20 protein-coding genes are annotated in these 22365 nt (G+C 61.2%); 16 read left to right on the top strand and 4 right to left on the bottom strand.

Going from position 1 to position 22365, the window contains the following annotated elements:
* The first annotated feature begins 169 nt into the window (after positions 1–169).
* The 11 genes from sdhC to PC358_RS10075 all read left to right on the top strand — a co-directional run bounded on the left by sdhC (position 170) and on the right by PC358_RS10075 (position 14192).
* Positions 170–556 carry a succinate dehydrogenase, cytochrome b556 subunit gene (gene sdhC / locus PC358_RS10125; RefSeq protein WP_077068487.1) on the top strand — a complete coding sequence of 129 codons (387 nt, stop codon included), beginning with the start codon at positions 170–172 and terminating at the stop codon, positions 554–556.
* On the top strand, positions 550–918 hold the full coding sequence (gene sdhD / locus PC358_RS10120; protein ID WP_027592876.1) for a succinate dehydrogenase, hydrophobic membrane anchor protein: 369 nt from the start codon (positions 550–552) through the stop codon (positions 916–918). Before sdhC ends, sdhD begins: the two co-directional genes overlap by 7 nt.
* Positions 919–921: 3 nt before the next feature.
* On the top strand, positions 922–2694 hold the full coding sequence (gene sdhA / locus PC358_RS10115) for a succinate dehydrogenase flavoprotein subunit (protein ID WP_027592875.1): 1773 nt from the start codon (positions 922–924) through the stop codon (positions 2692–2694).
* A gap of 11 nt (positions 2695–2705) precedes the next feature.
* Entirely contained in the window at positions 2706–3410 is a 705-nt protein-coding gene (locus PC358_RS10110) for a succinate dehydrogenase iron-sulfur subunit (RefSeq protein WP_033699275.1), read from the top strand.
* 245 nt (positions 3411–3655) lie between these two features.
* Positions 3656–6487 (top strand): 2-oxoglutarate dehydrogenase E1 component, encoded by a 2832-nt coding sequence (locus PC358_RS10105; RefSeq protein WP_033699274.1) that lies wholly within the window; start codon positions 3656–3658, stop codon positions 6485–6487.
* Between the two features lie 42 nt (positions 6488–6529).
* Positions 6530–7744 carry a 2-oxoglutarate dehydrogenase complex dihydrolipoyllysine-residue succinyltransferase gene (gene odhB, locus PC358_RS10100; RefSeq protein WP_033699273.1) on the top strand — a complete coding sequence of 405 codons (1215 nt, stop codon included), beginning with the start codon at positions 6530–6532 and terminating at the stop codon, positions 7742–7744.
* A 96-nt stretch (positions 7745–7840) separates the two neighbouring features.
* Positions 7841–9277 (top strand): dihydrolipoyl dehydrogenase, encoded by a 1437-nt coding sequence (lpdA, locus tag PC358_RS10095; RefSeq protein WP_033699271.1) that lies wholly within the window; start codon positions 7841–7843, stop codon positions 9275–9277.
* Between the two features lie 172 nt (positions 9278–9449).
* Positions 9450–10616: an ADP-forming succinate--CoA ligase subunit beta gene (sucC, locus tag PC358_RS10090; protein ID WP_008091914.1), complete on the top strand. Its 1167-nt coding sequence runs from the start codon at positions 9450–9452 to the stop codon at positions 10614–10616.
* Positions 10616–11500 carry a succinate--CoA ligase subunit alpha gene (sucD, locus tag PC358_RS10085; protein WP_003254203.1) on the top strand — a complete coding sequence of 295 codons (885 nt, stop codon included), beginning with the start codon at positions 10616–10618 and terminating at the stop codon, positions 11498–11500. Before sucC ends, sucD begins: the two co-directional genes overlap by 1 nt.
* 396 nt (positions 11501–11896) lie before the next feature.
* Complete coding sequence (gene brnQ, locus PC358_RS10080) at positions 11897–13210, top strand: branched-chain amino acid transport system II carrier protein (RefSeq protein ID WP_033699269.1); 1314 nt, start codon at positions 11897–11899, stop codon at positions 13208–13210.
* Positions 13211–13442: 232 nt separating this feature from the next.
* The gene (locus PC358_RS10075; RefSeq protein WP_033699268.1) at positions 13443–14192 is read left to right on the top strand and encodes a DUF599 domain-containing protein; all 750 of its coding nucleotides are present in this window, start codon (positions 13443–13445) and stop codon (positions 14190–14192) included.
* Between the two features lie 67 nt (positions 14193–14259).
* Here PC358_RS10075 and PC358_RS10070 read toward each other — a convergent pair whose 3' ends face one another.
* Positions 14260–14571, bottom strand: coding sequence for a hypothetical protein (locus PC358_RS10070; protein WP_033699267.1), 312 nt, complete (start codon positions 14569–14571; stop codon positions 14260–14262).
* Between the two features lie 154 nt (positions 14572–14725).
* On the opposite strand from PC358_RS10070, the gene PC358_RS10065 reads away from it, so the two are divergent.
* The 4 genes from PC358_RS10065 (at position 14726) to PC358_RS10050 (ending at position 18441) form a co-directional block, all read left to right on the top strand.
* Entirely contained in the window at positions 14726–15202 is a 477-nt protein-coding gene (locus tag PC358_RS10065; protein ID WP_033699266.1) for a PaaI family thioesterase, read from the top strand.
* Positions 15199–15681, top strand: a complete 483-nt coding sequence (locus PC358_RS10060; protein WP_033699265.1) for a PaaI family thioesterase — start codon at positions 15199–15201, stop codon at positions 15679–15681. Before PC358_RS10065 ends, PC358_RS10060 begins: the two co-directional genes overlap by 4 nt.
* 69 nt (positions 15682–15750) lie before the next feature.
* Entirely contained in the window at positions 15751–17655 is a 1905-nt protein-coding gene (htpG, locus tag PC358_RS10055) for a molecular chaperone HtpG (protein ID WP_033699263.1), read from the top strand.
* A gap of 60 nt (positions 17656–17715) precedes the next feature.
* Positions 17716–18441, top strand: coding sequence for a dienelactone hydrolase family protein (locus PC358_RS10050; RefSeq protein ID WP_033699261.1), 726 nt, complete (start codon positions 17716–17718; stop codon positions 18439–18441).
* 93 nt (positions 18442–18534) lie between these two features.
* Here PC358_RS10050 and PC358_RS10045 read toward each other — a convergent pair whose 3' ends face one another.
* A complete protein-coding gene (locus PC358_RS10045; RefSeq protein WP_033699260.1) occupies positions 18535–19398 on the bottom strand; it encodes a pirin family protein in 864 nt (287 codons plus the stop codon).
* A gap of 115 nt (positions 19399–19513) precedes the next feature.
* Between PC358_RS10045 and PC358_RS10040 the strand changes: the two genes are divergently transcribed.
* Positions 19514–20518: an amidohydrolase family protein gene (locus PC358_RS10040; RefSeq protein WP_033699259.1), complete on the top strand. Its 1005-nt coding sequence runs from the start codon at positions 19514–19516 to the stop codon at positions 20516–20518.
* Positions 20519–20592: 74 nt separating this feature from the next.
* On the opposite strand, the gene fabB is transcribed toward PC358_RS10040, so the two are convergent.
* Positions 20593–21813, bottom strand: coding sequence for a beta-ketoacyl-ACP synthase I (gene fabB, locus PC358_RS10035; protein ID WP_033699258.1), 1221 nt, complete (start codon positions 21811–21813; stop codon positions 20593–20595).
* A gap of 11 nt (positions 21814–21824) precedes the next feature.
* Positions 21825–22340 carry a 3-hydroxyacyl-[acyl-carrier-protein] dehydratase FabA gene (gene fabA / locus PC358_RS10030; protein ID WP_033699257.1) on the bottom strand — a complete coding sequence of 172 codons (516 nt, stop codon included), beginning with the start codon at positions 22338–22340 and terminating at the stop codon, positions 21825–21827.
* Positions 22341–22365 lie beyond the last annotated feature (25 nt).

Genomic DNA, 22365 nt, shown 5'->3' with positions numbered 1-22365 from the left:
TTGGGCTACCCCATCACGTTGTCATAAGCAGCCTAACTGTCTATACTCGGCACCCGACCGCCAGGGGCTTGCAAGCCCGAACTGCTGGGGGTCGCCGTTCCCTGGGTGGTGGGTACCTGACCAGTACACTTACCAACAACTTTGCCCTGTTCGCTAGGGGCTCTTCAGTGTGAAAAAAGCCGTGAAAAGCCAACGACCTGTAAACCTAGACCTAAGGACCATCAAGCTCCCGATCACCGCGTACACGTCCATTCTGCACCGTATCTCCGGCGTCATCCTGTTCCTCGGCCTGGCCATCATGCTTTATGCATTGGGCAAGTCCCTGGGTTCCGAGGAAGGCTTCGGTGAGGTGAAGGCGTGTCTGACCAGTCCGCTGGCCAAACTGGTGACCTGGGCCCTGCTGTCCGCCCTGCTGTATCACCTGGTGGCAGGTGTACGCCACCTGATCATGGACATGGGCATCGGTGAGACGCTGGAAGGCGGCAAGCTGGGCTCGAAAATCGTGATTGTCATCTCCGTGGTGGTGATCGTTCTGGTGGGAGTTTGGGTATGGTAACCAATGTCACGAACCTGTCGCGTTCGGGCCTCTATGACTGGATGGCACAGCGCGTCTCTGCGGTCGTTCTCGCGGCTTACTTCCTCTTCCTGATCGGTTACGTCGTAGCCCACCCAGGTATCGACTATGCCCAGTGGCACGGTCTGTTCTCCAACAACGCGATGCGGATCTTCAGTCTGCTGGCCCTCGTTGCCCTGGGCGCTCACGCCTGGGTCGGCATGTGGACCATTGCCACCGACTACCTGACGCCGATGGCGTTCGGCAAGTCGGCAACTGCGATTCGTTTCCTGTTCCAGGCGGTATGCGGCGTTGCGATGTTCGCTTACTTCGTCTGGGGTGTGCAGATTCTCTGGGGTATCTGATCCATGGCTAGCATTCCTACTATTTCCTTCGACGCCATCATCATTGGCGGCGGCGGCGCCGGCATGCGCGCAGCGCTGCAGCTGGCACAGGGCGGTCACAAGACTGCCGTGGTCACCAAGGTCTTCCCGACCCGTTCGCACACTGTATCCGCCCAGGGCGGCATCACCTGCGCCATCGCTTCGGCCGACCCGAACGACGACTGGCGCTGGCACATGTACGATACCGTCAAAGGTTCCGACTACATCGGTGACCAGGACGCTATCGAATACATGTGTCAGGAGGGCCCGGCTGCGGTCTTCGAGCTGGACCACATGGGCCTGCCGTTCTCGCGCACCGAAACCGGCCGTATCTACCAGCGTCCGTTCGGTGGCCAGTCCAAGGACTTCGGCAAAGGCGGCCAGGCTGCTCGTACCTGCGCAGCGTCCGACCGTACCGGTCACGCACTGCTGCACACCCTCTATCAGGGCAACCTGAAAGCGGGCACCACCTTCCTGAACGAGTACTACGCGGTTGACCTGGTGAAGAACCAGGACGGCGCGTTCGTCGGTGTGATCGCGATCTGCATCGAAACCGGCGAAACCCTGTACATCAAGTCCAAGGCCACCGTTCTGGCTACTGGCGGTGCGGGCCGTATCTACGCCTCGACCACCAACGCCCTGATCAACACCGGTGACGGTGTCGGCATGGCCCTGCGTGCCGGCGTGCCGGTGCAGGACATCGAAATGTGGCAGTTCCACCCAACCGGCATCGCCGGCGCCGGTGTACTGGTCACCGAGGGTTGCCGCGGTGAAGGTGGCTACCTGATCAACGCCCACGGCGAGCGCTTCATGGAGCGTTACGCGCCGAACGCGAAAGACCTGGCCGGCCGCGACGTGGTTGCCCGTTCCATGGTCAAAGAGATCATCGCCGGCAACGGCGTGGGCCCGAACAAGGACCACGTACTGCTGAAGCTGGACCACCTGGGCGAGGAAGTGCTGCACAGCCGTCTGCCAGGTATCTGCGAACTGTCCAAGACCTTCGCCCACGTCGACCCGGTTGTCGCGCCGGTGCCGGTCGTACCGACCTGCCACTACATGATGGGTGGTGTTGCCACCAACATTCATGGCCAGGCCATCACCATGGACGCCGAAGGCAAGGACCACATCATCCCGGGCCTGTTCGCCGTAGGTGAAGTGGCGTGCGTATCGGTCCACGGTGCCAACCGCCTGGGCGGCAACTCGCTGCTCGACCTGGTAGTGTTTGGCCGTGCTGCCGGCCTGCACCTGGAGAAGGCGCTGACCGAAGGCGTCGAGTACCGCGATGCCAGCGATACCGATGTCGACGTTGCCCTGAACCGCCTGAACAAGCTCAACGAGCGCACCACTGGCGAAGACGTGGCAAGCCTCAAGCGCGAGCTGCAAAGCTGCATGCAGAACTACTTCGGTGTATTCCGTACTGGCGAATACATGCAGAAGGGTATCGAGCAGCTGGCGGGCCTGCGTGACCGCATCGCCAACGTGAAGATCAACGACAAGTCCCAGGCCTTCAACACCGCGCGTATCGAAGCGCTGGAGCTGCAGAACCTGCTGGAAGTTGCCGAAGCTACCGCCATTGCGGCCGAAGCCCGTAAAGAGTCGCGCGGCGCTCACGCCCGTGAAGACTTCGAAGACCGTGACGACGAGAACTGGCTGTGCCACACCCTGTACTACCCGGGTGAGAAGCGCGTTGCCAAGCGTGGCGTCAACTTTGCGCCGAAGACCGTACCGGCCTTCGAGCCAAAAATCCGGACTTACTAAGGGTGGCTGCTATGTTGAAAGTCGAAGTTTACCGTTACAACCCCGACACCGACTCGGCGCCCAAGATGGAGTCGTTCGACGTCGATACCGGCGGCAAGGACCTGATGGTTCTGGACGTGCTGGCACTGATCAAGGAAAAGGACGAGGGTTTCTCGTACCGTCGCTCGTGCCGTGAAGGCGTGTGCGGTTCCGATGGCATGAACATGAACGGCAAGAATGGCCTGGCCTGCATCACCCCGCTGTCGGGCGTGGTCAAGGGCAACAAGCTGGTGCTGCGCCCGCTGCCGGGCCTGCCGGTCATTCGTGACCTGGTCGTCGACATGAGCATCTTCTACAAGCAGTACGAGAAGGTGAAGCCATTCCTGCAGAACGATACGCCGCCTCCGGCCATCGAGCGTCTGCAGTCGCCAGAAGAGCGTGACAAGCTGGACGGTCTGTACGAGTGCATTCTGTGCGCTTGCTGCTCGACTTCCTGCCCATCGTTCTGGTGGAACCCGGACAAGTTCCTGGGCCCCGCTGCTTTGCTGCAGGCCTATCGCTTCCTGGCCGACAGCCGTGACACCAAGACTCAGGAGCGCCTGGCGTCCCTGGATGACCCGTTCAGCGTATTCCGCTGCCGCGGGATCATGAACTGCGTAAACGTTTGCCCGAAAGGTCTGAACCCGACCAAGGCAATCGGTCACGTACGTAACATGCTGCTGCAAAGCGGCACCTGATTCATCGAGTTGTACCTGCAGTAAGCCGAGGTGCGGGTGGTGAGCCCGCACTGAGGTAAAACTCGAGCAAGGGCCCACAAAGCCCGCGCTCATTACCTATGAAGATATGAGACCAGCAGGGGCTTTCCGGGCTGGTACCCGGAAAATCAGCAGGATCCAAGTGGCGTGGTTCAGTCGCTGTGTTCGGACTTTTCCAGGTTTGCTGTGGCTCTCGCCGATCGTCCCCTAACCGAGGGTGACCAAGCATGCAAGAAAGCGTGATGCAGCGCATGTGGGAAAGCGCCCACCTTTCAGGTGGTAACGCTGCATATGTGGAAGAGCTCTACGAACTCTACCTGCACGACCCTAACGCTGTGCCAGAAGAGTGGCGCACTTACTTCCAGAAGTTGCCAGCCGACGGCAGCACCGCTACCGATGTATCGCACTCTACAATCCGCGACCATTTCGTACTGCTGGCAAAGAACCAGCGCCGCGCCCAACCGGTATCCGCCGGGAGCGTGAGCAGTGAACACGAGAAGAAGCAGGTTGAAGTTCTGCGACTGATCCAGGCCTATCGTATGCGCGGTCATCAGGCTGCCAAGCTCGACCCGTTGGGGTTGTGGCAGCGCCCTGCGCCCGTAGACCTGTCGATCAATCACTACGGCTTGACCAATGCCGATCTTGATACGACCTTCCGTGCCGGCGACCTGTTCATCGGCAAAGAGGAAGCGAGCCTACGCGAGATCTTCGAGGCGCTCCAGAAGACATATTGTCGCACCATTGGCGCCGAGTTCACCCATATCGTCGATTCCGAGCAGCGCAGCTGGTTCCAGCAGCGTCTCGAAAGCGTGCGCGGCCGTCCGGAGTTTTCCGCTGACGTGCAGGCCCACCTGCTCGAGCGCGTGACCGCCGGTGAAGGGCTTGAGAAGTACCTGGGCACCAAGTATCCGGGCACCAAGCGTTTCGGCCTGGAGGGTGGCGAAAGCCTGATCCCGATGCTGGACGAGATGATCCAGCGCTCCGGCTCCTACGGCACCAAGGAAGTCGTGATCGGCATGGCCCACCGTGGCCGTCTGAACGTGCTGGTCAACACCTTCGGCAAGAACCCGCGCGAGCTGTTCGACGAGTTCGAAGGCAAGAAGATGAACGAGCTGGGCTCCGGTGACGTCAAGTATCACCAGGGCTTCTCTTCGAACGTGATGACCACCGGTGGCGAAGTTCACCTGGCCATGGCGTTCAACCCGTCCCACCTGGAAATCGTCTCGCCAGTGGTCGAGGGTTCGGTGCGCGCCCGTCAGGACCGTCGCAACGACACCGTTGGCGACAAGGTACTGCCGATCTCGATTCACGGTGATGCGGCATTCGCCGGCCAGGGCGTGGTCCTGGAAACCTTCCAGATGTCGCAGACCCGCGGTTTCAAGACCGGCGGTACCGTGCACATCGTGATCAACAACCAGGTCGGTTTCACCATCAGCAACCCGCTGGATGCGCGCTCCACCGAGTACGCCACCGACGTTGCCAAGATGATTCAGGCGCCGATCCTGCACGTCAACGGGGATGACCCGGAAGCCGTGCTGTTCGTGACCCAGCTGGCCATTGATTACCGCATGCAGTTCAAGCGTGACGTGGTCGTCGACCTGGTCTGCTACCGCCGTCGCGGCCACAACGAGGCCGACGAGCCGAACGGTACCCAGCCGCTGATGTATCAGCAGATCAGCAAACAGCGCACCACCCGTGAGCTGTATGCCGAGGCACTGATCCAGGCCGGTCGCATCGACGCCGAGCGTGCTCAGGCCAAGATCGACGAGTACCGCAACGCCCTGGACAACGGCCTGCACGTGGTCAAGAGCCTGGTCAAGGAGCCGAACCGCGAGCTGTTCGTCGACTGGCGTCCGTACCTGGGCCACGCCTGGACCGCGCGTCACGACACCCGTTTCGACCTCAAGACCCTGCAGGACCTGTCGGCCAAGCTGCTCGAGCTGCCGGAAGGCTTCGTCGTCCAGCGTCAGGTGTCGAAGATCTACGAAGATCGCCAGAAGATGCAGGCCGGTGGCTTGCCGATCAACTGGGGTTACGCAGAGACCATGGCTTACGCCACCCTGCAATTCGAAGGTCACCCGATCCGCATGACCGGCCAGGACATCGGCCGCGGCACCTTCTCGCACCGCCACGCGGTGTTGCACAACCAGAAGGACGCCAGCACCTACGTACCGCTGCAGAACCTGTTCCCGGGCCAGCCGCGCTTCGACCTGTACGACTCCTTCCTTTCGGAAGAAGCGGTACTGGCCTTCGAATACGGCTACTCGACCACCACGCCGAACGCGCTGGTGATCTGGGAAGCCCAGTTCGGCGACTTCGCCAACGGTGCGCAAGTGGTGATCGACCAGTTCATCACCAGCGGTGAGCACAAGTGGGGCCGCCTGTGCGGTCTGACCATGCTGCTGCCACACGGCTACGAAGGGCAGGGGCCGGAGCACTCGTCCGCGCGTCTGGAGCGTTACCTGCAGCTGTGCGCCGAGCACAACATCCAGGTGTGCGTACCGACTACCCCGGCACAGATCTACCACCTGCTGCGTCGCCAGGTCATCCGTCCGCTGCGCAAGCCGCTGATCGTCCTGACGCCGAAGTCGCTGCTGCGCCACAAGCTGGCCATCTCGACCCTGGAAGACCTGGCAGAAGGTTCGTTCCAGACCGTGATCCCGGAAATCGACAACCTCGATCCGGCCAAGGTCGAACGCCTGGTCCTGTGCAGCGGCAAGGTCTACTACGACCTGCTGGAAAAACGCCGTGCCGAAGGCCGTGAAGACATCGCGATCGTGCGTATCGAGCAGTTGTATCCGTTCCCGGAAGACGACCTGGTCGAAATCCTGGCGCCATACACCAACCTCAAGCATGCCGTCTGGTGTCAGGAAGAACCGATGAACCAGGGCGCCTGGTACAGCAGCCAGCACCACATGCGCCGTATCCTGGGCCGCCACAACAAGGCACTGGTCCTGGAATACGCCGGCCGCGACGCTTCTGCCGCGCCAGCCTGTGGTTACGCTTCGAAGCACGCCGAACAGCAGGAAAAACTGCTGCAAGACGCCTTCACTGTCTAACGCCTTCGCGCACCTGAAACCGAATTTAAGGAAACACAGATAATGGCTATCGAGATCAAAGCCCCAACCTTCCCGGAATCGGTTGCCGATGGCACCGTTGCCACCTGGCACAAGAAGCCGGGCGAAGCCGTCAAACGTGACGAGCTGATCGTCGACATCGAGACCGACAAAGTCGTCCTGGAAGTCCTGGCCACCGCCGATGGCGTGATGGGTGACATCGTCAAGGGCGAGGGCGACACCGTCCTGTCCGACGAAGTGCTGGGTTCGATCGTTGAAGGTGGCGCTGCTGCCGCGCCTGCCGCTGCCCCAGCCGCTGCTGCCCCGGCTGCCGCTGCCGCCGATGCTGGCGAAGACGACCCGGTTGCCGCGCCTGCCGCGCGCAAGCTGGCCGAAGAAAACGGTATCGACCTGGCTACCGTTGCCGGCACCGGCAAAGGCGGTCGCGTTACCAAGGAAGACGTGGTTGCTGCAGTCGCCAACAAGAAGTCGGCCCCTGCCGCAGCACCGGCTGCCAAGCCTGCCGCTGCTGCCCCGGTTGTGACCGCCGCTGGTGATCGCACCGAGAAGCGCGTGCCGATGACCCGTCTGCGTGCCAAGATTGCCGAGCGCCTGGTCGAAGCCCAGTCCAACATGGCGATGCTGACCACCTTCAACGAAGTCGACATGACCGAAGTCATGGCCCTGCGTTCGAAGTACAAGGACCTGTTCGAGAAGACCCACAACGGCGTACGCCTGGGCTTCATGTCGTTCTTCGTCAAGGCCGCCACCGAAGCCCTGAAGCGCTTCCCGGCTGTCAACGCCTCGATCGACGGCAACGACATCGTCTACCACGGCTTCGCCGACGTCGGCGTTGCCGTCTCCAGCGACCGTGGCCTGGTGGTTCCAGTACTGCGTAACGCCGAGTCGATGAGCCTGGCTGAAATCGAGAACGGCATCGCCACCTTTGGCAAGAAGGCCCGTGACGGCAAGCTGTCGATCGAAGAGATGACCGGCGGCACCTTCACCATCACCAACGGTGGCACCTTCGGTTCGATGATGTCGACCCCGATCGTCAACCCGCCACAGGCTGCCATTCTCGGCATGCACAACATCATCCAGCGCCCGATGGCCATCAACGGCCAAGTGGTCATCCGCCCAATGATGTACCTGGCGCTGTCGTACGATCACCGCCTGATCGACGGCAAGGAAGCGGTAACCTTCCTGGTCACCATCAAGAACCTGCTGGAAGATCCGTCTCGCCTGCTGCTGGACATCTAATCGCGCAGCTGTAAGCTGCAAGCCGCACGCTTCAAGCCGAAGCCTGCTGGTCTTGCGGCTTGCAGCTTGCCGCTTGAAGCTAAAAAGGAATCTTTTATGACCCAGAAATTCGACGTAGTGGTGATTGGTGCAGGTCCTGGCGGCTATGTGGCTGCCATCAAGGCTGCCCAACTTGGTCTGAAGACTGCCTGTATCGAGAAATACACCGACGCCGAGGGCAAACTGGCCCTGGGCGGCACCTGCCTGAACGTAGGTTGCATTCCGTCCAAGGCGCTGCTGGACAGCTCCTGGAAGTACAAGGAAGCCAAAGAGAGCTTCAACGTCCACGGTATCTCCACTGGCGAAGTGAAGATGGACGTTGCCGCGATGGTCGGCCGCAAGGCGGGTATCGTCAAGAACCTGACCGGCGGCGTTGCCACCCTGTTCAAGGCCAATGGCGTTACTTCGATCCAGGGCCACGGCAAACTGCTGGCTGGCAAGAAAGTCGAAGTCACCAAGGCTGACGGCACCACCGAAATCATCGAAGCCGAGAACGTGATCCTGGCCTCCGGTTCGCGTCCGATCGACATTCCGCCGGCTCCGGTCGACCAGAACGTCATCGTCGACTCCACCGGCGCCCTGGAATTCCAGACCGTGCCACAGCGTCTGGGCGTGATCGGCGCCGGCGTCATCGGCCTGGAGCTGGGTTCGGTATGGTCGCGCCTGGGTGCCCAGGTCACCGTCCTGGAAGCCCTGGACACCTTCCTGATGGCTGCCGACACCGCAGTGTCGAAAGAAGCCCAGAAGACCCTGACCAAGCAAGGCCTGGACATCAAGCTGGGCGCGCGCGTCACTGGCTCGAAAGTCAATGGCAACGAAGTCGAAGTCACCTACACCGATGCCAACGGCGAGCAGAAGATCACCTTCGACAAGCTGATCGTCGCGGTCGGCCGTCGTCCAGTGACCACTGATCTGCTGGCTTCGGACAGCGGCGTGACCATCGACGAGCGTGGCTACATCTTCGTTGACGATCACTGCGCTACCAGCGTTCCGGGCGTGTTCGCCATCGGTGACGTGGTTCGCGGCATGATGCTGGCGCACAAGGCCTCGGAAGAGGGCATCATGGTTGTCGAGCGCATCAAAGGCCACAAGGCCCAGATGAACTACGACCTGATCCCATCGGTTATCTACACCCATCCGGAAATCGCGTGGGTCGGCAAGACCGAACAGTCCTTGAAGGCCGAGGGTGTTGAGGTTAACGTAGGCACCTTCCCGTTCGCGGCCAGCGGCCGTGCGATGGCGGCCAACGACACCGGTGGTTTCGTCAAGGTCATCGCCGATGCCAAGACCGACCGCGTACTGGGTGTGCACGTGATTGGCCCATCCGCTGCCGAGCTGGTACAGCAGGGCGCAATCGCAATGGAATTCGGCACCAGTGCCGAGGATCTGGGCATGATGGTCTTCAGCCATCCAACCCTGTCCGAAGCGTTGCATGAAGCAGCGCTGGCAGTGAATGGCGGCGCCATTCACGTAGCCAACCGTAAGAAGCGTTAATTATAAGAAACCACGGCGGGCTGCCCGTCGTGAGTCTTGCGTGCATGACTCACCGCGGAAAGTTCGCCGGATCGGACTACACGGGATAACCCGGGGTCAACGGTCACAGGTGGTGCGGCGCCAGTAATGGCGCAGCGCCGAAGCGCAGTACCTAACGAAGACGGTAAAAAGCATGAATCTTCACGAGTATCAGGGTAAGCAGCTGTTCGCTGAATACGGCCTGCCAGTATCCAAGGGTTTCGCTGTCGATACCCCTGAAGCTGCAGCAGAAGCTTGCGACAAGATCGGCGGTTCCGAGTGGGTTGTAAAAGCCCAGGTTCACGCAGGTGGTCGCGGTAAAGCGGGCGGCGTCAAGCTGGTTCGCAGCAAGGAAGACGCCAAGGCGTTCGCTGCGCAATGGTTGGGCAAGCGCCTGGTAACCTACCAGACCGACGCCAACGGTCAGCCAGTGACCAAGATCCTGGTCGAGTCCTGCACTGACATCGCCAAAGAGCTGTACCTGGGCGCTGTAGTCGATCGCTCGAGCCGCCGCATCGTGTTCATGGCCTCCACCGAAGGTGGCGTGGACATCGAGAAAGTTGCTCACGAAACTCCTGAGAAGATCATCAAGGCTACTATCGATCCACTGGTCGGCGCACAGCCGTTCCAGGGTCGTGAACTGGCATTCCAGCTGGGTCTGGAAGGCAAGCAAGTTGCACAGTTCGCCAAGATTTTCGTAGGCCTGGCCAAGCTGTTCAAAGAACACGACCTGGCCCTGCTGGAAGTCAACCCGCTGGTCATCAAGGCCGACGGCGACCTGCACTGCCTGGATGCGAAGATCAACATCGACGCAAACGCCATGTACCGCCAGCCTAAGCTGAAAACCTTCCACGACCCGTCGCAGGACGATCCTCGTGAAGCCCACGCTGCCAGCTTCGAGCTGAACTACGTGGCCCTGGAAGGCAACATCGGCTGCATGGTCAACGGTGCTGGCCTGGCCATGGGTACCATGGACATCGTCAACCTGCATGGTGGCAAGCCAGCCAACTTCCTCGACGTTGGCGGCGGTGCTACCAAAGAGCGCGTTACCGAAGCGTTCAAGATCATTCTGTCCGACAGCAATGTCGCGGCCGTTCTGGTCAACATCTTCGGCGGCATCGTTCGCTGCGACATGATTGCCGAAGGCATCATCGGTGCAGTGAAAGAAGTCGGCGTTAAAGTTCCGGTTGTCGTTCGCCTCGAAGGCAACAACGCCGAACTGGGCGCTAAAGTACTGGCAGAAAGCGGTTTGAACATCATTGCGGCAACCAGCCTGACCGACGCTGCTCAACAAGTTGTCAAAGCTGCGGAGGGCAAGTAATGAGCGTCCTGATCAATAAAGACACCAAAGTCATCTGCCAGGGCTTCACCGGCTCGCAGGGTACTTTCCACTCCGAACAAGCCATCGCCTACGGCACCAAGATGGTCGGCGGCGTTACTCCAGGCAAGGGTGGCACCACCCACCTGGGCCTGCCGGTGTTCAACACCGTCAAGGAAGCCGTGGAAGCGACCGGCGCTGATGCTTCGGTCATCTACGTTCCGGCTCCGTTCTGCAAAGACTCGATCCTGGAAGCTGCCTTCGGCGGCATCAAGCTGATCGTCTGCATCACCGAAGGCATTCCTACCCTGGACATGCTGGATGCCAAGGTCAAGTGCGACGAACTGGGCGTTACCCTGATCGGCCCTAACTGCCCAGGTGTCATCACCCCGGGCGAGTGCAAGATCGGCATCATGCCAGGCCACATCCACCTGCCAGGCAAAGTCGGTATCGTTTCGCGTTCCGGCACCCTGACCTATGAAGCGGTCAAGCAGACCACCGACGCCGGCTTCGGCCAGTCGACCTGCGTCGGCATCGGCGGTGACCCGATCCCAGGCTCCAACTTCATCGACATCCTGAAGCTGTTCCAGGAAGACCCGAAGACCGAAGCGATCGTCATGATCGGCGAGATCGGCGGTTCGGCTGAAGAAGAAGCCGCGGCCTACATCAAGGCCCACGTCACCAAGCCTGTCGTTTCCTACATCGCCGGTGTTACCGCACCTGCGGGCAAGCGCATGGGCCATGCTGGCGCCATCATCTCTGGCGGCAAAGGCACTGCGGACGAGAAGTTCGCTGCGCTGCAGGACGCAGGTGTTAAAACCGTGCGTTCGCTGGCCGACATCGGCAAGGCCCTGGCCGAGCTGACTGGCTGGGAAGCCAAGAAGTAATACGCTTTACCCCCCACGCGCACAGAGGCCACCTTCGGGTGGCCTTTGTCGTTATCAACATTGTGTTTTTTTGCCCCGCGAAGAGGCCGGAACAGACAACTAGGAATTTTCGATGGGTATGATAGGAATTTTCACAAAGACGTTTTTCCGATCCCTGAGATAATTGCACCGTCCCCGGTCGCACAGACGACAAACACATACGCACATCGGACAAGCAGCACTGTGCCAGTGCGTTTGACTGTCAAAACAGTTAATCTACGCGTTCACTCTGTGCCCGTCCCCCAAAAGGGAACGACACGCTAAACGGGTCTGGCTCATCAAGCCGGGCAGCATTTCCCTCATCCATGGGGAAATCCCTTCTCGAATCCCGATTTCAGCAGTGTGGTACTACCTCAAATGAAAGTTTTAAAAGGCCAGGATATCCTGGCGCTTGGCTTTATGACGTTTGCGCTTTTCGTAGGCGCCGGCAATATCATCTTCCCGCCTATCGTCGGTCTGCAGTCTGGCCCGCACGTGTGGATGGCTGCCTTGGGCTTCCTGGTGACCGCCGTGGGCCTACCGGTCATCACCGTGGTCGCGCTGGCCAAGGTCGGTGGCGGCATGGATGCCCTGAGCAGCCCGATCGGCAAGTTCTTCGGTGGCCTGTTGGCGGCCGTGTGCTACTTGTCGGTCGGCCCGCTGTTCGCGACGCCGCGTACCGCGACCGTGTCGTTCGAGGTCGGTGTGGCACCGTTGACCGGCGAAAGCCCGTTGGCGCTGTTCCTCTACAGCCTGGTGTACTTCATCGTGGTGCTGGCGGTGTCCATGTATCCGGGCAAGCTGCTCGATACCGTTGGGCGCTTCCTCGCGCCGCTGAAGATCATCGCCTTGGCGGTGCTGGGTATCGCCGCGTTCGCGCTGCCGGCCGGCACCATCGGTGAAGCGCAACCTGCTTATGCGGCTGCGGCGTTCTCCAAGGGCTTCTCCGATGGTTACCTGACCATGGATACCCTGGGCGCGCTGGTGTTCGGTATCGTCATCGTCAATGCCATCCGCTCGCGAGGCGTCGAATCGCCGAAGCTGATTACCCGCTATGCCATCATCGCCGGCTTGATCGCCGGTGTCGGCCTGGCCCTGGTGTACATCAGCCTGTTCCGCCTGGGGGCGGGCAGCCACGATATCGCGGCTGACGCCACCAACGGTGCGGCCGTATTGCATGCCTATGTGCAGCATACCTTTGGCTCGCTCGGCAGTGGCTTCCTGGCCGTGCTGATCGCGTTGGCGTGCCTGGTGACCGCGGTCGGCCTGACCTGCGCCTGTGCCGAGTACTTCAGCCAGATCCTGCCGCTGTCATATCGCGCACTGGTGGTGATCTTGGCGGGCTTCTCGTTGCTGATCTCCAACCTGGGCCTGACCAAGCTGATCATGTTCTCGATCCCGGTACTGACGGCGATCTACCCGCCGTGCATCGTGGTGGTGGGCTTGAGCTTCGTCAAAGACCTGTGGAACTCGCCAACGCGCATTCTCGCACCGGTCATGCTGGTGTCGCTGGTGTTCGGCGTCGTCGATGCGATCAAAGGCAGCAGCCTGGCGCATGTACTGCCGGACGCCGTCGCTCACCTGCCGCTGAGTGATCAGGGCCTGGCCTGGCTGGTGCCGTCGGTGGTGACCCTGGCCGCAGCCGTGATCTACGACCGCATGCTGGGCAAGCCGCGCGAGGCGCTGGCCTGATAGGTTGAAGCCTGAGGGCTGCACCGGCCACAAGCCACAGGGTGCCAGCCAGCGGTTTACACCTGAAACCCCGTCTCCGAATGGATGCGGGGTTTTTTGTTGTTTGCCTGGGGCGTTTTTGCAGACGGTTGCGCGAAGCGGCATTATTCGTTGCGGTGGTGTGCCTTTTGCTGCTTGCGGGCGTCGAAACCCGGTCTCTATTCTTTGTGCACCTGGCTTTCGGGAAACCTGCATGAACTTCATTCAAAGCAACTTCAACAACCTGCTGGCAATCTGCTGGTTCGCAGCCTGCTGGGGCGGCTACACCCGTTATGCCATCTGGAAGGGCCGCGACACCGCTTGCCTGGCCAGCGTGCTGCACCTGTACCGCGAAGACTGGATGCGGCGCATGTTGATGCGCGACAACCGCATCGCCGATGCCAGCGTGATCGGCAACCTGGAGCGCAACGCTTCGTTTTTCGCCTCAAGTACCTTGATCATTCTTGCGGGTATTCTCACCGTACTCGGTGCCTCGGACAGGGCGCTGTCGCTGCTGGCCGACCTGCCCTTGGTGCAGCAGACGTCCCAAGGCATGTCGGAAATCAAGTTGCTGTGCCTGGCGACGGTCTTCGTTTATGCCTTCTTCACCTTCAGCTGGTGCATGCGTCAGTACAACTTCGCGGCGGTGCTGGTAGGGTCGGCGCCGATGATTGGCGAGCGCCTGGTCAATGAGCTGGAGCGCAAGGCATTTGCCTCGCGCGCCGCGCGGGTGTTGTCGCTGGCGGCCAACCAGTTCAACTTGGGGTTGCGCGCGTATTACTTTGGCATGGCCATGTTGAGCTGGTTTATCAGCCCCTGGTTGTTCATGGTGATGAGTGTCGGGGTTGTATTGATTCTCTACCGCCGTGAGTTCCATTCCGATGTGCTGGATGTGATGGTGTTCACACCCACGGAAAGTGCGCCGGTGGACGTCGCCAAGGAGAGCTCGGCTTCCGGAAACTGAAACGTTTAATCGTTAAACTTCAGGCATAAAAAAACCCGACAGTGTCGGGTTTTTTTGTACAAGCCGATTACTGCTTGGCAGGTTCGGTTGGAGTAGCAGGCGCGGTTTCTGGCGCTGGAGTGGCCGGGGCGGCTTCCGGAGCCGGAGTTGCCGGAGCGGCTTCTTCGGCGGCCTTCTGCTGCGCTTCGGCCTGATCTTTGGCAGCTTCAGCGTTTTCCTTGGCGGCTTCGTTCATCTTATCCTGAGCTTCGCCCATTTTTTCCTGGGCTTGCTCGGCGTGTTGCTGTGCGTCTTGGGCTTTGTCTTCGCTCGCTTTATCGCAAGCGGCCAGGCCCATGGCAGCAGCCAGCATCAGAGCAAAAGCAAAAGGTTTACGCATGGGGGTGTATCTCCTTGGTGGAATAAGTGACTTGTTCCTTCGAGTACAACTACGCGGAATAAGTTCCGCGCAGGTTACAGATATATAACGCCCCGTTCTACATAGATTTTTTAACGGTTTTATGCCGTTGCGTCCGCAGCCCTGGAACTTGCCGATGAGCGATTCAACCTTGATGGCCATGGCCGAGCGTTTTCTGTCGGCCTTGAAGCATTGTCAGTTGTTGCAGATGCGCGTGGCGCATGCCGATACGCAGGGCATGACGTTGATCTTGCCGTGGTCGCCGGCAATCGTTGGCAACCCGCAAACCGGCGCGGTGCATGGTGGGGCGCTGACCACGCTGATGGACACTACCTGCGGCATGGCCACCCTGTGTGCGCTGCCACAGTTTGAAGTGTGCCCGACCCTGGACCTGCGCATCGACTACATGCACACAGCCGAGGCCGGCAAGGACATCTATGGCCATGCCCAGTGCTACCGGGTGACGCGTGATGTGATCTTCACCCGCGGCAGCGCCTACCAGGACGACCCCAGCCAGCCCATCTGCCAGGTGGTGGGAACGTTCATGCGCCTGGGGCCGCAGATCAAGGGCGGTATTCGCTTCGGCAACAGCCTCAAGGAGGGTGGCGCATGATCCCGCCAGACGTACGCCAGCAACTCAATGCCGCCCACGCGGTGGGCGACTACCGGCCGTTGCTGGCATTGATCCCCTATGCCGGTCTGATCGGCATCGAATGCGAGCGCCAGGGCGAGGACCTGCTTTTCCGCCTGCCAGCCAACCCGGACAACATTGGTAACCCTTTGCTGCCAGCGATTCATGGTGGCGTGATCGCAGGGTTCATGGAGTTGTCTGCGGCGTTGTACCTGCTGATCTACAGCGAGAGTGCGAGCATTCCCAAGGTCATCGACTTCTCCATCGACTACCTGCGCGCCGGGCACTTTCGCGACACCTACGCCCAGTGCCAGCTGTGGCGCCAAGGGCGACGGGTGACCAACGTTGCCATCACCGCCTGGCAAGGTGATCGGCAGTCGCCCATCGCCACCGCCCGGGCACATTTCAAGATCGAACCGGAAAAGCCCTTGAAATCGCCTGGGCAGCCCCCATCTGCATGACATCCGCCATTAACGCAGGCCGAATCGGCTGCAGGCGCCCACTGCCATCAGATCGGAGTTTTGAAGACCATGAGTGTGGAAACACAAAAGGAAACCCTGGGCTTCCAGACCGAGGTAAAGCAGCTGCTGCACCTCATGATTCATTCGCTGTACTCGAACAAGGAAATCTTCCTGCGTGAGCTGGTTTCCAACGCCTCTGACGCGGCTGACAAGCTGCGTTTCGAAGCCCTGGCCAAGCCAGAGCTGCTCGAAGGCGACGCGGATCTGCGCATTCGTCTGAGCTTCGACAAGGACGCCGGCACCATCACGCTCGACGACAACGGCATTGGCATGAGCCGCGAAGACGTCATCACCCACCTGGGTACCATCGCCAAGTCCGGTACTGCCGACTTCATGAAGAACCTCACCGGTGACCAGAAGAAGGACTCGCACCTGATCGGTCAGTTCGGCGTGGGCTTCTATTCGGCCTTCATCGTTGCCGACAAGGTCGACGTCTACAGCCGTCGCGCAGGCCAGCCGGCCGCCGAGGGCGTGCACTGGTCGTCCAAAGGCGAGGGCGAGTTCGAAGTCGCTACCGTAGACAAGCCAGAGCGCGGCACCCGCATCGTGCTGCACCTGAAGAAGGATGAGCAGGAGTTCGCCGATGGCTGGCGCCTGCGCAACCTGGTCAAGAAGTACTCCGATCACATTGCCCTGCCGATCCAACTGCCTAAAGAGCAGGAAGCTGCAGAAGGCGAGGAGCAGCCAGCCGTTGAGTGGGAAACCGTCAACCGTGCCAGTGCCCTGTGGACCCGTCCGCGTACCGAGATCAAGGACGAGGAATACCAGGAGTTCTACAAGCACATCGGCCATGACTTCGAAAACCCGCTGGCCTGGAGCCACAACAAGGTCGAAGGCAAGCTTGAATACAACTCGCTGCTGTACGTCCCGGCCCGCGCGCCGTTCGACCTGTACCAGCGTGAAGCACCGCGTGGCCTGAAGCTGTATGTGCAGCGCGTGTTCATCATGGACCAGGCCGAGTCGTTCCTGCCGCTGTACCTGCGCTTCATCAAGGGCGTGGTCGATTCCAACGACCTGTCGCTGAACGTTTCTCGCGAAATCCTGCAAAAAGACCCGATCATCGATTCGATGAAGACCGCGCTGACCAAGCGCGTGCTGGACATGCTGGAGAAGCTGGCGAAAAACGAGCCAGAGCAGTACAAGGGCTTCTGGAAAAACTTCGGCCAAGTGCTGAAGGAGGGCCCGGCCGAGGACTTCGCCAACAAAGAGAAGATCGCAGGCCTGCTGCGCTTCGCTTCCACCCATGACGACAGCGGTGAGCAGAGCGTCGCCCTGGCCGATTACCTGGCCCGCGCCAAGGAAGGCCAGGACAAGATCTACTACCTCACCGGCGAAACCTATGCGCAGGTCAAGAACAGCCCGCACCTGGAAGTCTTCCGCAAGAAGGGCATCGAGGTCCTGCTGCTGACCGACCGTATCGATGAGTGGCTGATGAGCTACCTCAACGAGTTCGACGGCAAGAGCTTCGTCGACGTCGCCCGTGGCGACCTGGACTTGGGCAAGCTGGATTCCGAGGAAGACAAGAAGGCCCAGGAAGAAGTCGCCAAAGACAAAGAAGGCCTGGTCGAGCGCCTGAAAGGCGCGCTGGGTGACAGCGTTGCCGAGGTACGCGTTTCCCACCGCCTGACCGACTCGCCGGCGATTCTCGCCATCGGCGAACAGGATCTGGGCCTGCAGATGCGCCAGATCCTCGAAGCCAGCGGGCAGAAGGTGCCGGATTCCAAGCCGATCTTCGAATTCAACCCGAGCCACCCGCTGATCGAGAAGCTGGACCACGAACAGAGCGAAGACCGCTTCGCCGAGCTGTCGCACATCCTCTTCGATCAGGCTGCCCTGGCGGCGGGCGACAGCCTGAAGGACCCGGCGGCTTACGTCCGTCGCCTGAATAAGCTTCTGGTCGAGCTGTCTGCTTGAGTTAGAGGTTAGGAAAGCCCGCTTCGGCGGGCTTTTTTCATGGGGGCAAGGAGGAGTTTGATGAGCAAGGTAATCGTTGAATCGCTGGTCTATCACCTTTCCGGCAAGACCTATGAGAGCCGCCTGGTGTACGAGCCAGGGGCGCTCGGTCGCCCTGCGCTGGTGATGGCGCCGAACTGGATGGGCATTGGCGAAGGCGCTGAGCGCATCGCCCGGGAAGTCGCCGAACAGGGCTATGTGGTGTTGATCGCCGACCTGTATGGGCAGTCGGTGCGTCCGTCCAACGCTGACGAAGCGGGGGCGGCGATGATGCCGCTGAAAAATGACCGTGGCGAGCTGCGCAAGCGCATGAAAGAGGCGCTGGATCAGTTGCTCGGGCAGTCCAAGGCGCTGTTGGCGCCCGGCAAGGTGGCGACCTTCGGGTTCTGCTTCGGCGGTTGCTGTGCGCTGGAGCTGGCCCGCGCCGGTGCCGACCTGAAGGCGGCAGTGTCGTTCCACGGCACCCTGGATACGCCGAATGCCGAAGACGCCAAGCGCATCAAGGGTGCTGTGCTGGTGCTGCATGGTGCGTCCGATCCGCTGGTGCCACGCGAGCAGTTGCCAGCGTTCGAGGAAGAGATGAATGCGGCCAGCGTCGACTGGCAGTTGCTCAGCTACGGCGGGGCGGTGCATTCGTTCACCGATCCGGCGGCCAACGTGCCAGGCAAGATGCAGTACGACCGCAAGACCTCTGAACGGGCGTTCAAGGCGATGCACAACCTGCTGACTGAAGTGTTCAAGGGTTGAGATTGCCGGGGCTGCTGCGCAGCCCTTTCCGGCCGGTCCGGCATGGCCGCTACCACAGGCATCGGTTCGCCCTTCACTGTGGCAGCGGCCCCACTAGCGCGGCAATTCGATCCGTTCGCTTTCCCCCGGCACCCCCGGCCAATCGCCTGCGGCCCAGCGTCCCCGAGCCTGTTCGATCAACGCCGGGTCACTCGCGACGAAGTTCCAGTTCATCCGCCGCGGCCCATCCAGGGGCGCGCCACCCAGCAACACCAGCTGGCATTCGCCCTCGGCATACAGCGTCACCTCTTCGCCCTCGGGCAGCACCAGCAGGCTGCACGGCTCGACCTCCTGATCATCCAGCAGCAACTCACCCTCCAGCAGGTACAGCGCCCGCTGCGCGTGCTCGGTCGGCACCCGCAGGGTCGTGGCCGGCTGCATTCGAACGTGCGCGTAGAGGGTGGGGGAGAGCACCGGCACCGGTGACTTCAGGCAAAACCCCTGGCCGGCAATCATGCAGATCCGCACCCCCAAGCTGTCGCTGACCGGCAGGCTCGCCGCAGTATGGTGGCTGTAGCTGGCGTTGCCCTGCTCGTGCTCGCGCGGCGACGCCAGCCAGACCTGCAGGCCATGCAGCCGTGACCCGCGAGCAACGCTTTCTGCGGGCGTGCGCTCGACGTGGGCGACACCCGCCCCTGCGGTCATCCAGCTGACCTCCCCGGGCAGCACCAGCTGCGTCGAGCCGAGGCTGTCCTTGTGCAGTATCGCGCCCTCGAACAGGTAGGTCAGGGTCGACAGGCCAATGTGCGGATGCTGGCGGATGTCCATGCCGCTGCCAGGCGGATAGTCGGTCTCGAGCATGTGGTCGAAGAACACGAATGGGCCGACGCTGCGGCACTGGGCCGAGGGCAGTGGGCGCAGGATCGGCTGGCCCTCTACCGATTCGGCGCGCGGGCGGATGATCAACGGGCGGCTCATGCGGGGCTCCATTCGAGGGCGCTCGAGCCTCCAGCATAGCGGGTTGTCCGCCATTGCTGAACCGCCGCCTTAAGGCGAGGGTCTACTCTGTTCGAATCAGGATAAGGATGCTGCCATGATCGCCAGAGCACTGGCTGGCGTGTTGCTCTCGGGCCTGCTGTGCCACGCAGCCCAGGCGCGCGAGTACCGCTACAGCGATGCCCATCTGCACTACGTCGACTTCTTTCAGGAAACCGAGGGCATGCCAGCCCTGCTCAAGGCCATGGACCAGGCGGGTATCGACCAGTCGATGATTTCCGGGGTCTCGGTGGCCAAGAAATGGCACGAGGATGAACCGAAGCGGCCGCGCTATTACGCCGGTGACGATGCCGACGCCTATTGGTACAGTGCCACCGATATCTACGTCGCTGCGGCCCTGGAGAAACTCCCGCCCGAGCAGCGCAAGCGTTTCCATCCGTTTCTCACTGGCTTCAATCCGGTGGACAAGAATGCCCTGAGCCACATCGAGCGCATGCTCGAGCTGTATCCCGGGCTGTGGCAGGGCATTGGCGAAGTGTTCACGCGTCACGATGACTTGACCGCCCTGACCAGTGGTGACACGCCCCGGGCCAACAACGAAGCGATGACGCGCATCTACCACCTGGCGGCCGAGCGCGACCTGCCGGTGCTGGTTCACTCCAACATCACCTCCAAGCGCGAGCGCAACCCGTTGTACCTGGCCGAGATCGAGGAGCCGCTGCGCAACCATCCGCATACCCGCTTCATCTGGGCGCATGCGGGGGCGAGCAAGGAGATCCATCGCCATCAGACACAAATGGATTTTCTTCTGCCGGTGCTTGAGCGACTGCTCAGCGACTACCCCAACCTGTACATCGACCTGTCGTGGAGCGTGCTCGAGCCGTATCTGCTGGATGAAGCCGGCAAGCCGCGCAAGGCGTGGGTCGCGTTGGTCGAGCGCTACCCGGAGCGCTTCATGCTGGGCTCGGATGTGGTCGGGCGATTTGGCAGCTTGGGGGAGGAAATGCGCGGCTTTGATCCATTCCTGGATGCCTTGCCGGAAGAGGTGGCGCGCAAGGTGGCGCGGGAGAATTTTCTTGCAGTGCTGCCCAAGGGGCATTGAACACATTCAATACCGCACCCAAAAACAAAAACGCCCCGAACCAGTCGGGGCGTTTTCATTATTGCGTCACGGCCTTACTTGCCAGCCCAGCGCTTGAGCACCAGGGTGGCGTTGGTGCCGCCGAAGCCGAAGCTGTTGCTCATGACCGTATCGATCTTGGCGTTTTCTTCGGTCTTGCGCAGGATCGGCAGGTCAGCGACTTCCGGGTCCAGCTCGTCGATGTTGGCGGAGCCGGCGATGAAGTTGTTTTCCATCATCAGCAGGCAGTAGATCGCCTCGTGCACACCTGCGGCGCCCAGCGAGTGGCCCGACAGGCTCTTGGTCGAGCTGATCTTCGGTGCCTTGTCGCCGAACACTGCGCGAACACCCTTCATCTCGGCAACGTCACCGACCGGGGTCGAGGTGCCGTGGGTGTTCAGGTAGTCGATCGGGGTGTCGACGGTGGCCAGCGCCTGCTGCATGCAGCGGATGGCGCCTTCGCCGCTTGGGGCGACCATGTCGTAGCCATCGGAGGTCGCGCCGTAGCCGACGATTTCGGCGTAGATCTTGGCGCCACGGGCCAGTGCGTGCTCCAGTTCCTCGACCACCACCATGCCGCCACCGCCGGCGATGACGAAGCCATCACGGTCGTTGTCGTAGGCGCGCGAGGCCAGTTCAGGGGTTTCGTTGCGCTTGGTCGACAGGGCGCCCATGGCATCGAACAGGAACGATTGGCTCCAGTGCTCTTCTTCACCGCCGCCGGCGAAGACGATGTCTTGCTTGCCCCACTGGATCTGCTCCAGCGCGGTGCCGATGCAGTGTGCCGAGGTGGCGCAGGCCGACGAGATCGAGTAGTTCAGGCCCTTGATCTTGAACGGGGTGGCCAGGCACGCCGAAACGGTGCTGCCCATGGTGCGGGTGACGCGGTACGGGCCGACGCGCTTGACGCCTTTCTCGCGCAGGGTATCCAGCGCTTCCATCTGATTCAAGGTCGAGGCGCCGCCGGAACCGGCAACCAGGCCGGTGCGCGGGTTGGAAACCTGCTCTTCGGTCAGGCCGGCGTCCTTGATTGCGTCCTGCATCGCCAGGTAGGCGTAGGCCGCGGCGTGGCCGACAAAGCGATAGACCTTGCGGTCGATCAGTTCTTCGAGGTTGAGGTCGATGGACCCGGAAACCTGGCTGCGCAGCCCCATTTCCTTGTATTCCGGGTTGAAACGGATACCCGGACGGCTGTTACGCAGGTTTTCGGTGACGGTCTCTTTGTCATTGCCCAGGCACGATACGATGCCCAGACCAGTGATAACGACGCGGCGCATGCGAATAACCCTTAGAAATTGTCAGTGGAGGTGAACACGCCGACCCGCAGGCCTTCGGCGGTGTAGATCTCGCGGCCGTCGACGCTGACCGAGCCATCGGCGATGGCCATGTTCAGCTTGCCCTTCAGGACGCGCTTGATTTGAATGTTGTAGGTGACTTTCTTGGCGGTAGGCAATACCTGGCCGAAGAATTTCACTTCGCCCGAACCCAGCGCGCGGCCGCGGCCCGGCAGGCCTTGCCAGCCGAGGAAGAAGCCGACCAGCTGCCACATGGCGTCCAGGCCCAGGCAGCCCGGCATGACCGGATCGCCTTCGAAGTGGCAAGCGAAGAACCACAGGTCCGGATTGATATCCAGCTCGGCGACCAATTCACCTTTGCCGTACTTGCCGCCTTCTTCGCTGATATGGGTGATGCGATCGACCATCAGCATGTTCGGCGCGGGCAGTTGCGCATTACCTGGGCCGAACAGCTCACCGCGACTGCAGCGCAGCAGGTCTTCCCGAGTAAAGGCGTGTTGTTTGGTCATGCGAGCTCCTCAATAACCCCCTGCG

The organism is Pseudomonas capeferrum (genome assembly GCF_000731675.1).
GTDB lineage: Bacteria > Pseudomonadota > Gammaproteobacteria > Pseudomonadales > Pseudomonadaceae > Aquipseudomonas > Aquipseudomonas capeferrum.
This window is presented reverse-complemented; position numbering and strand designations above follow the sequence as displayed.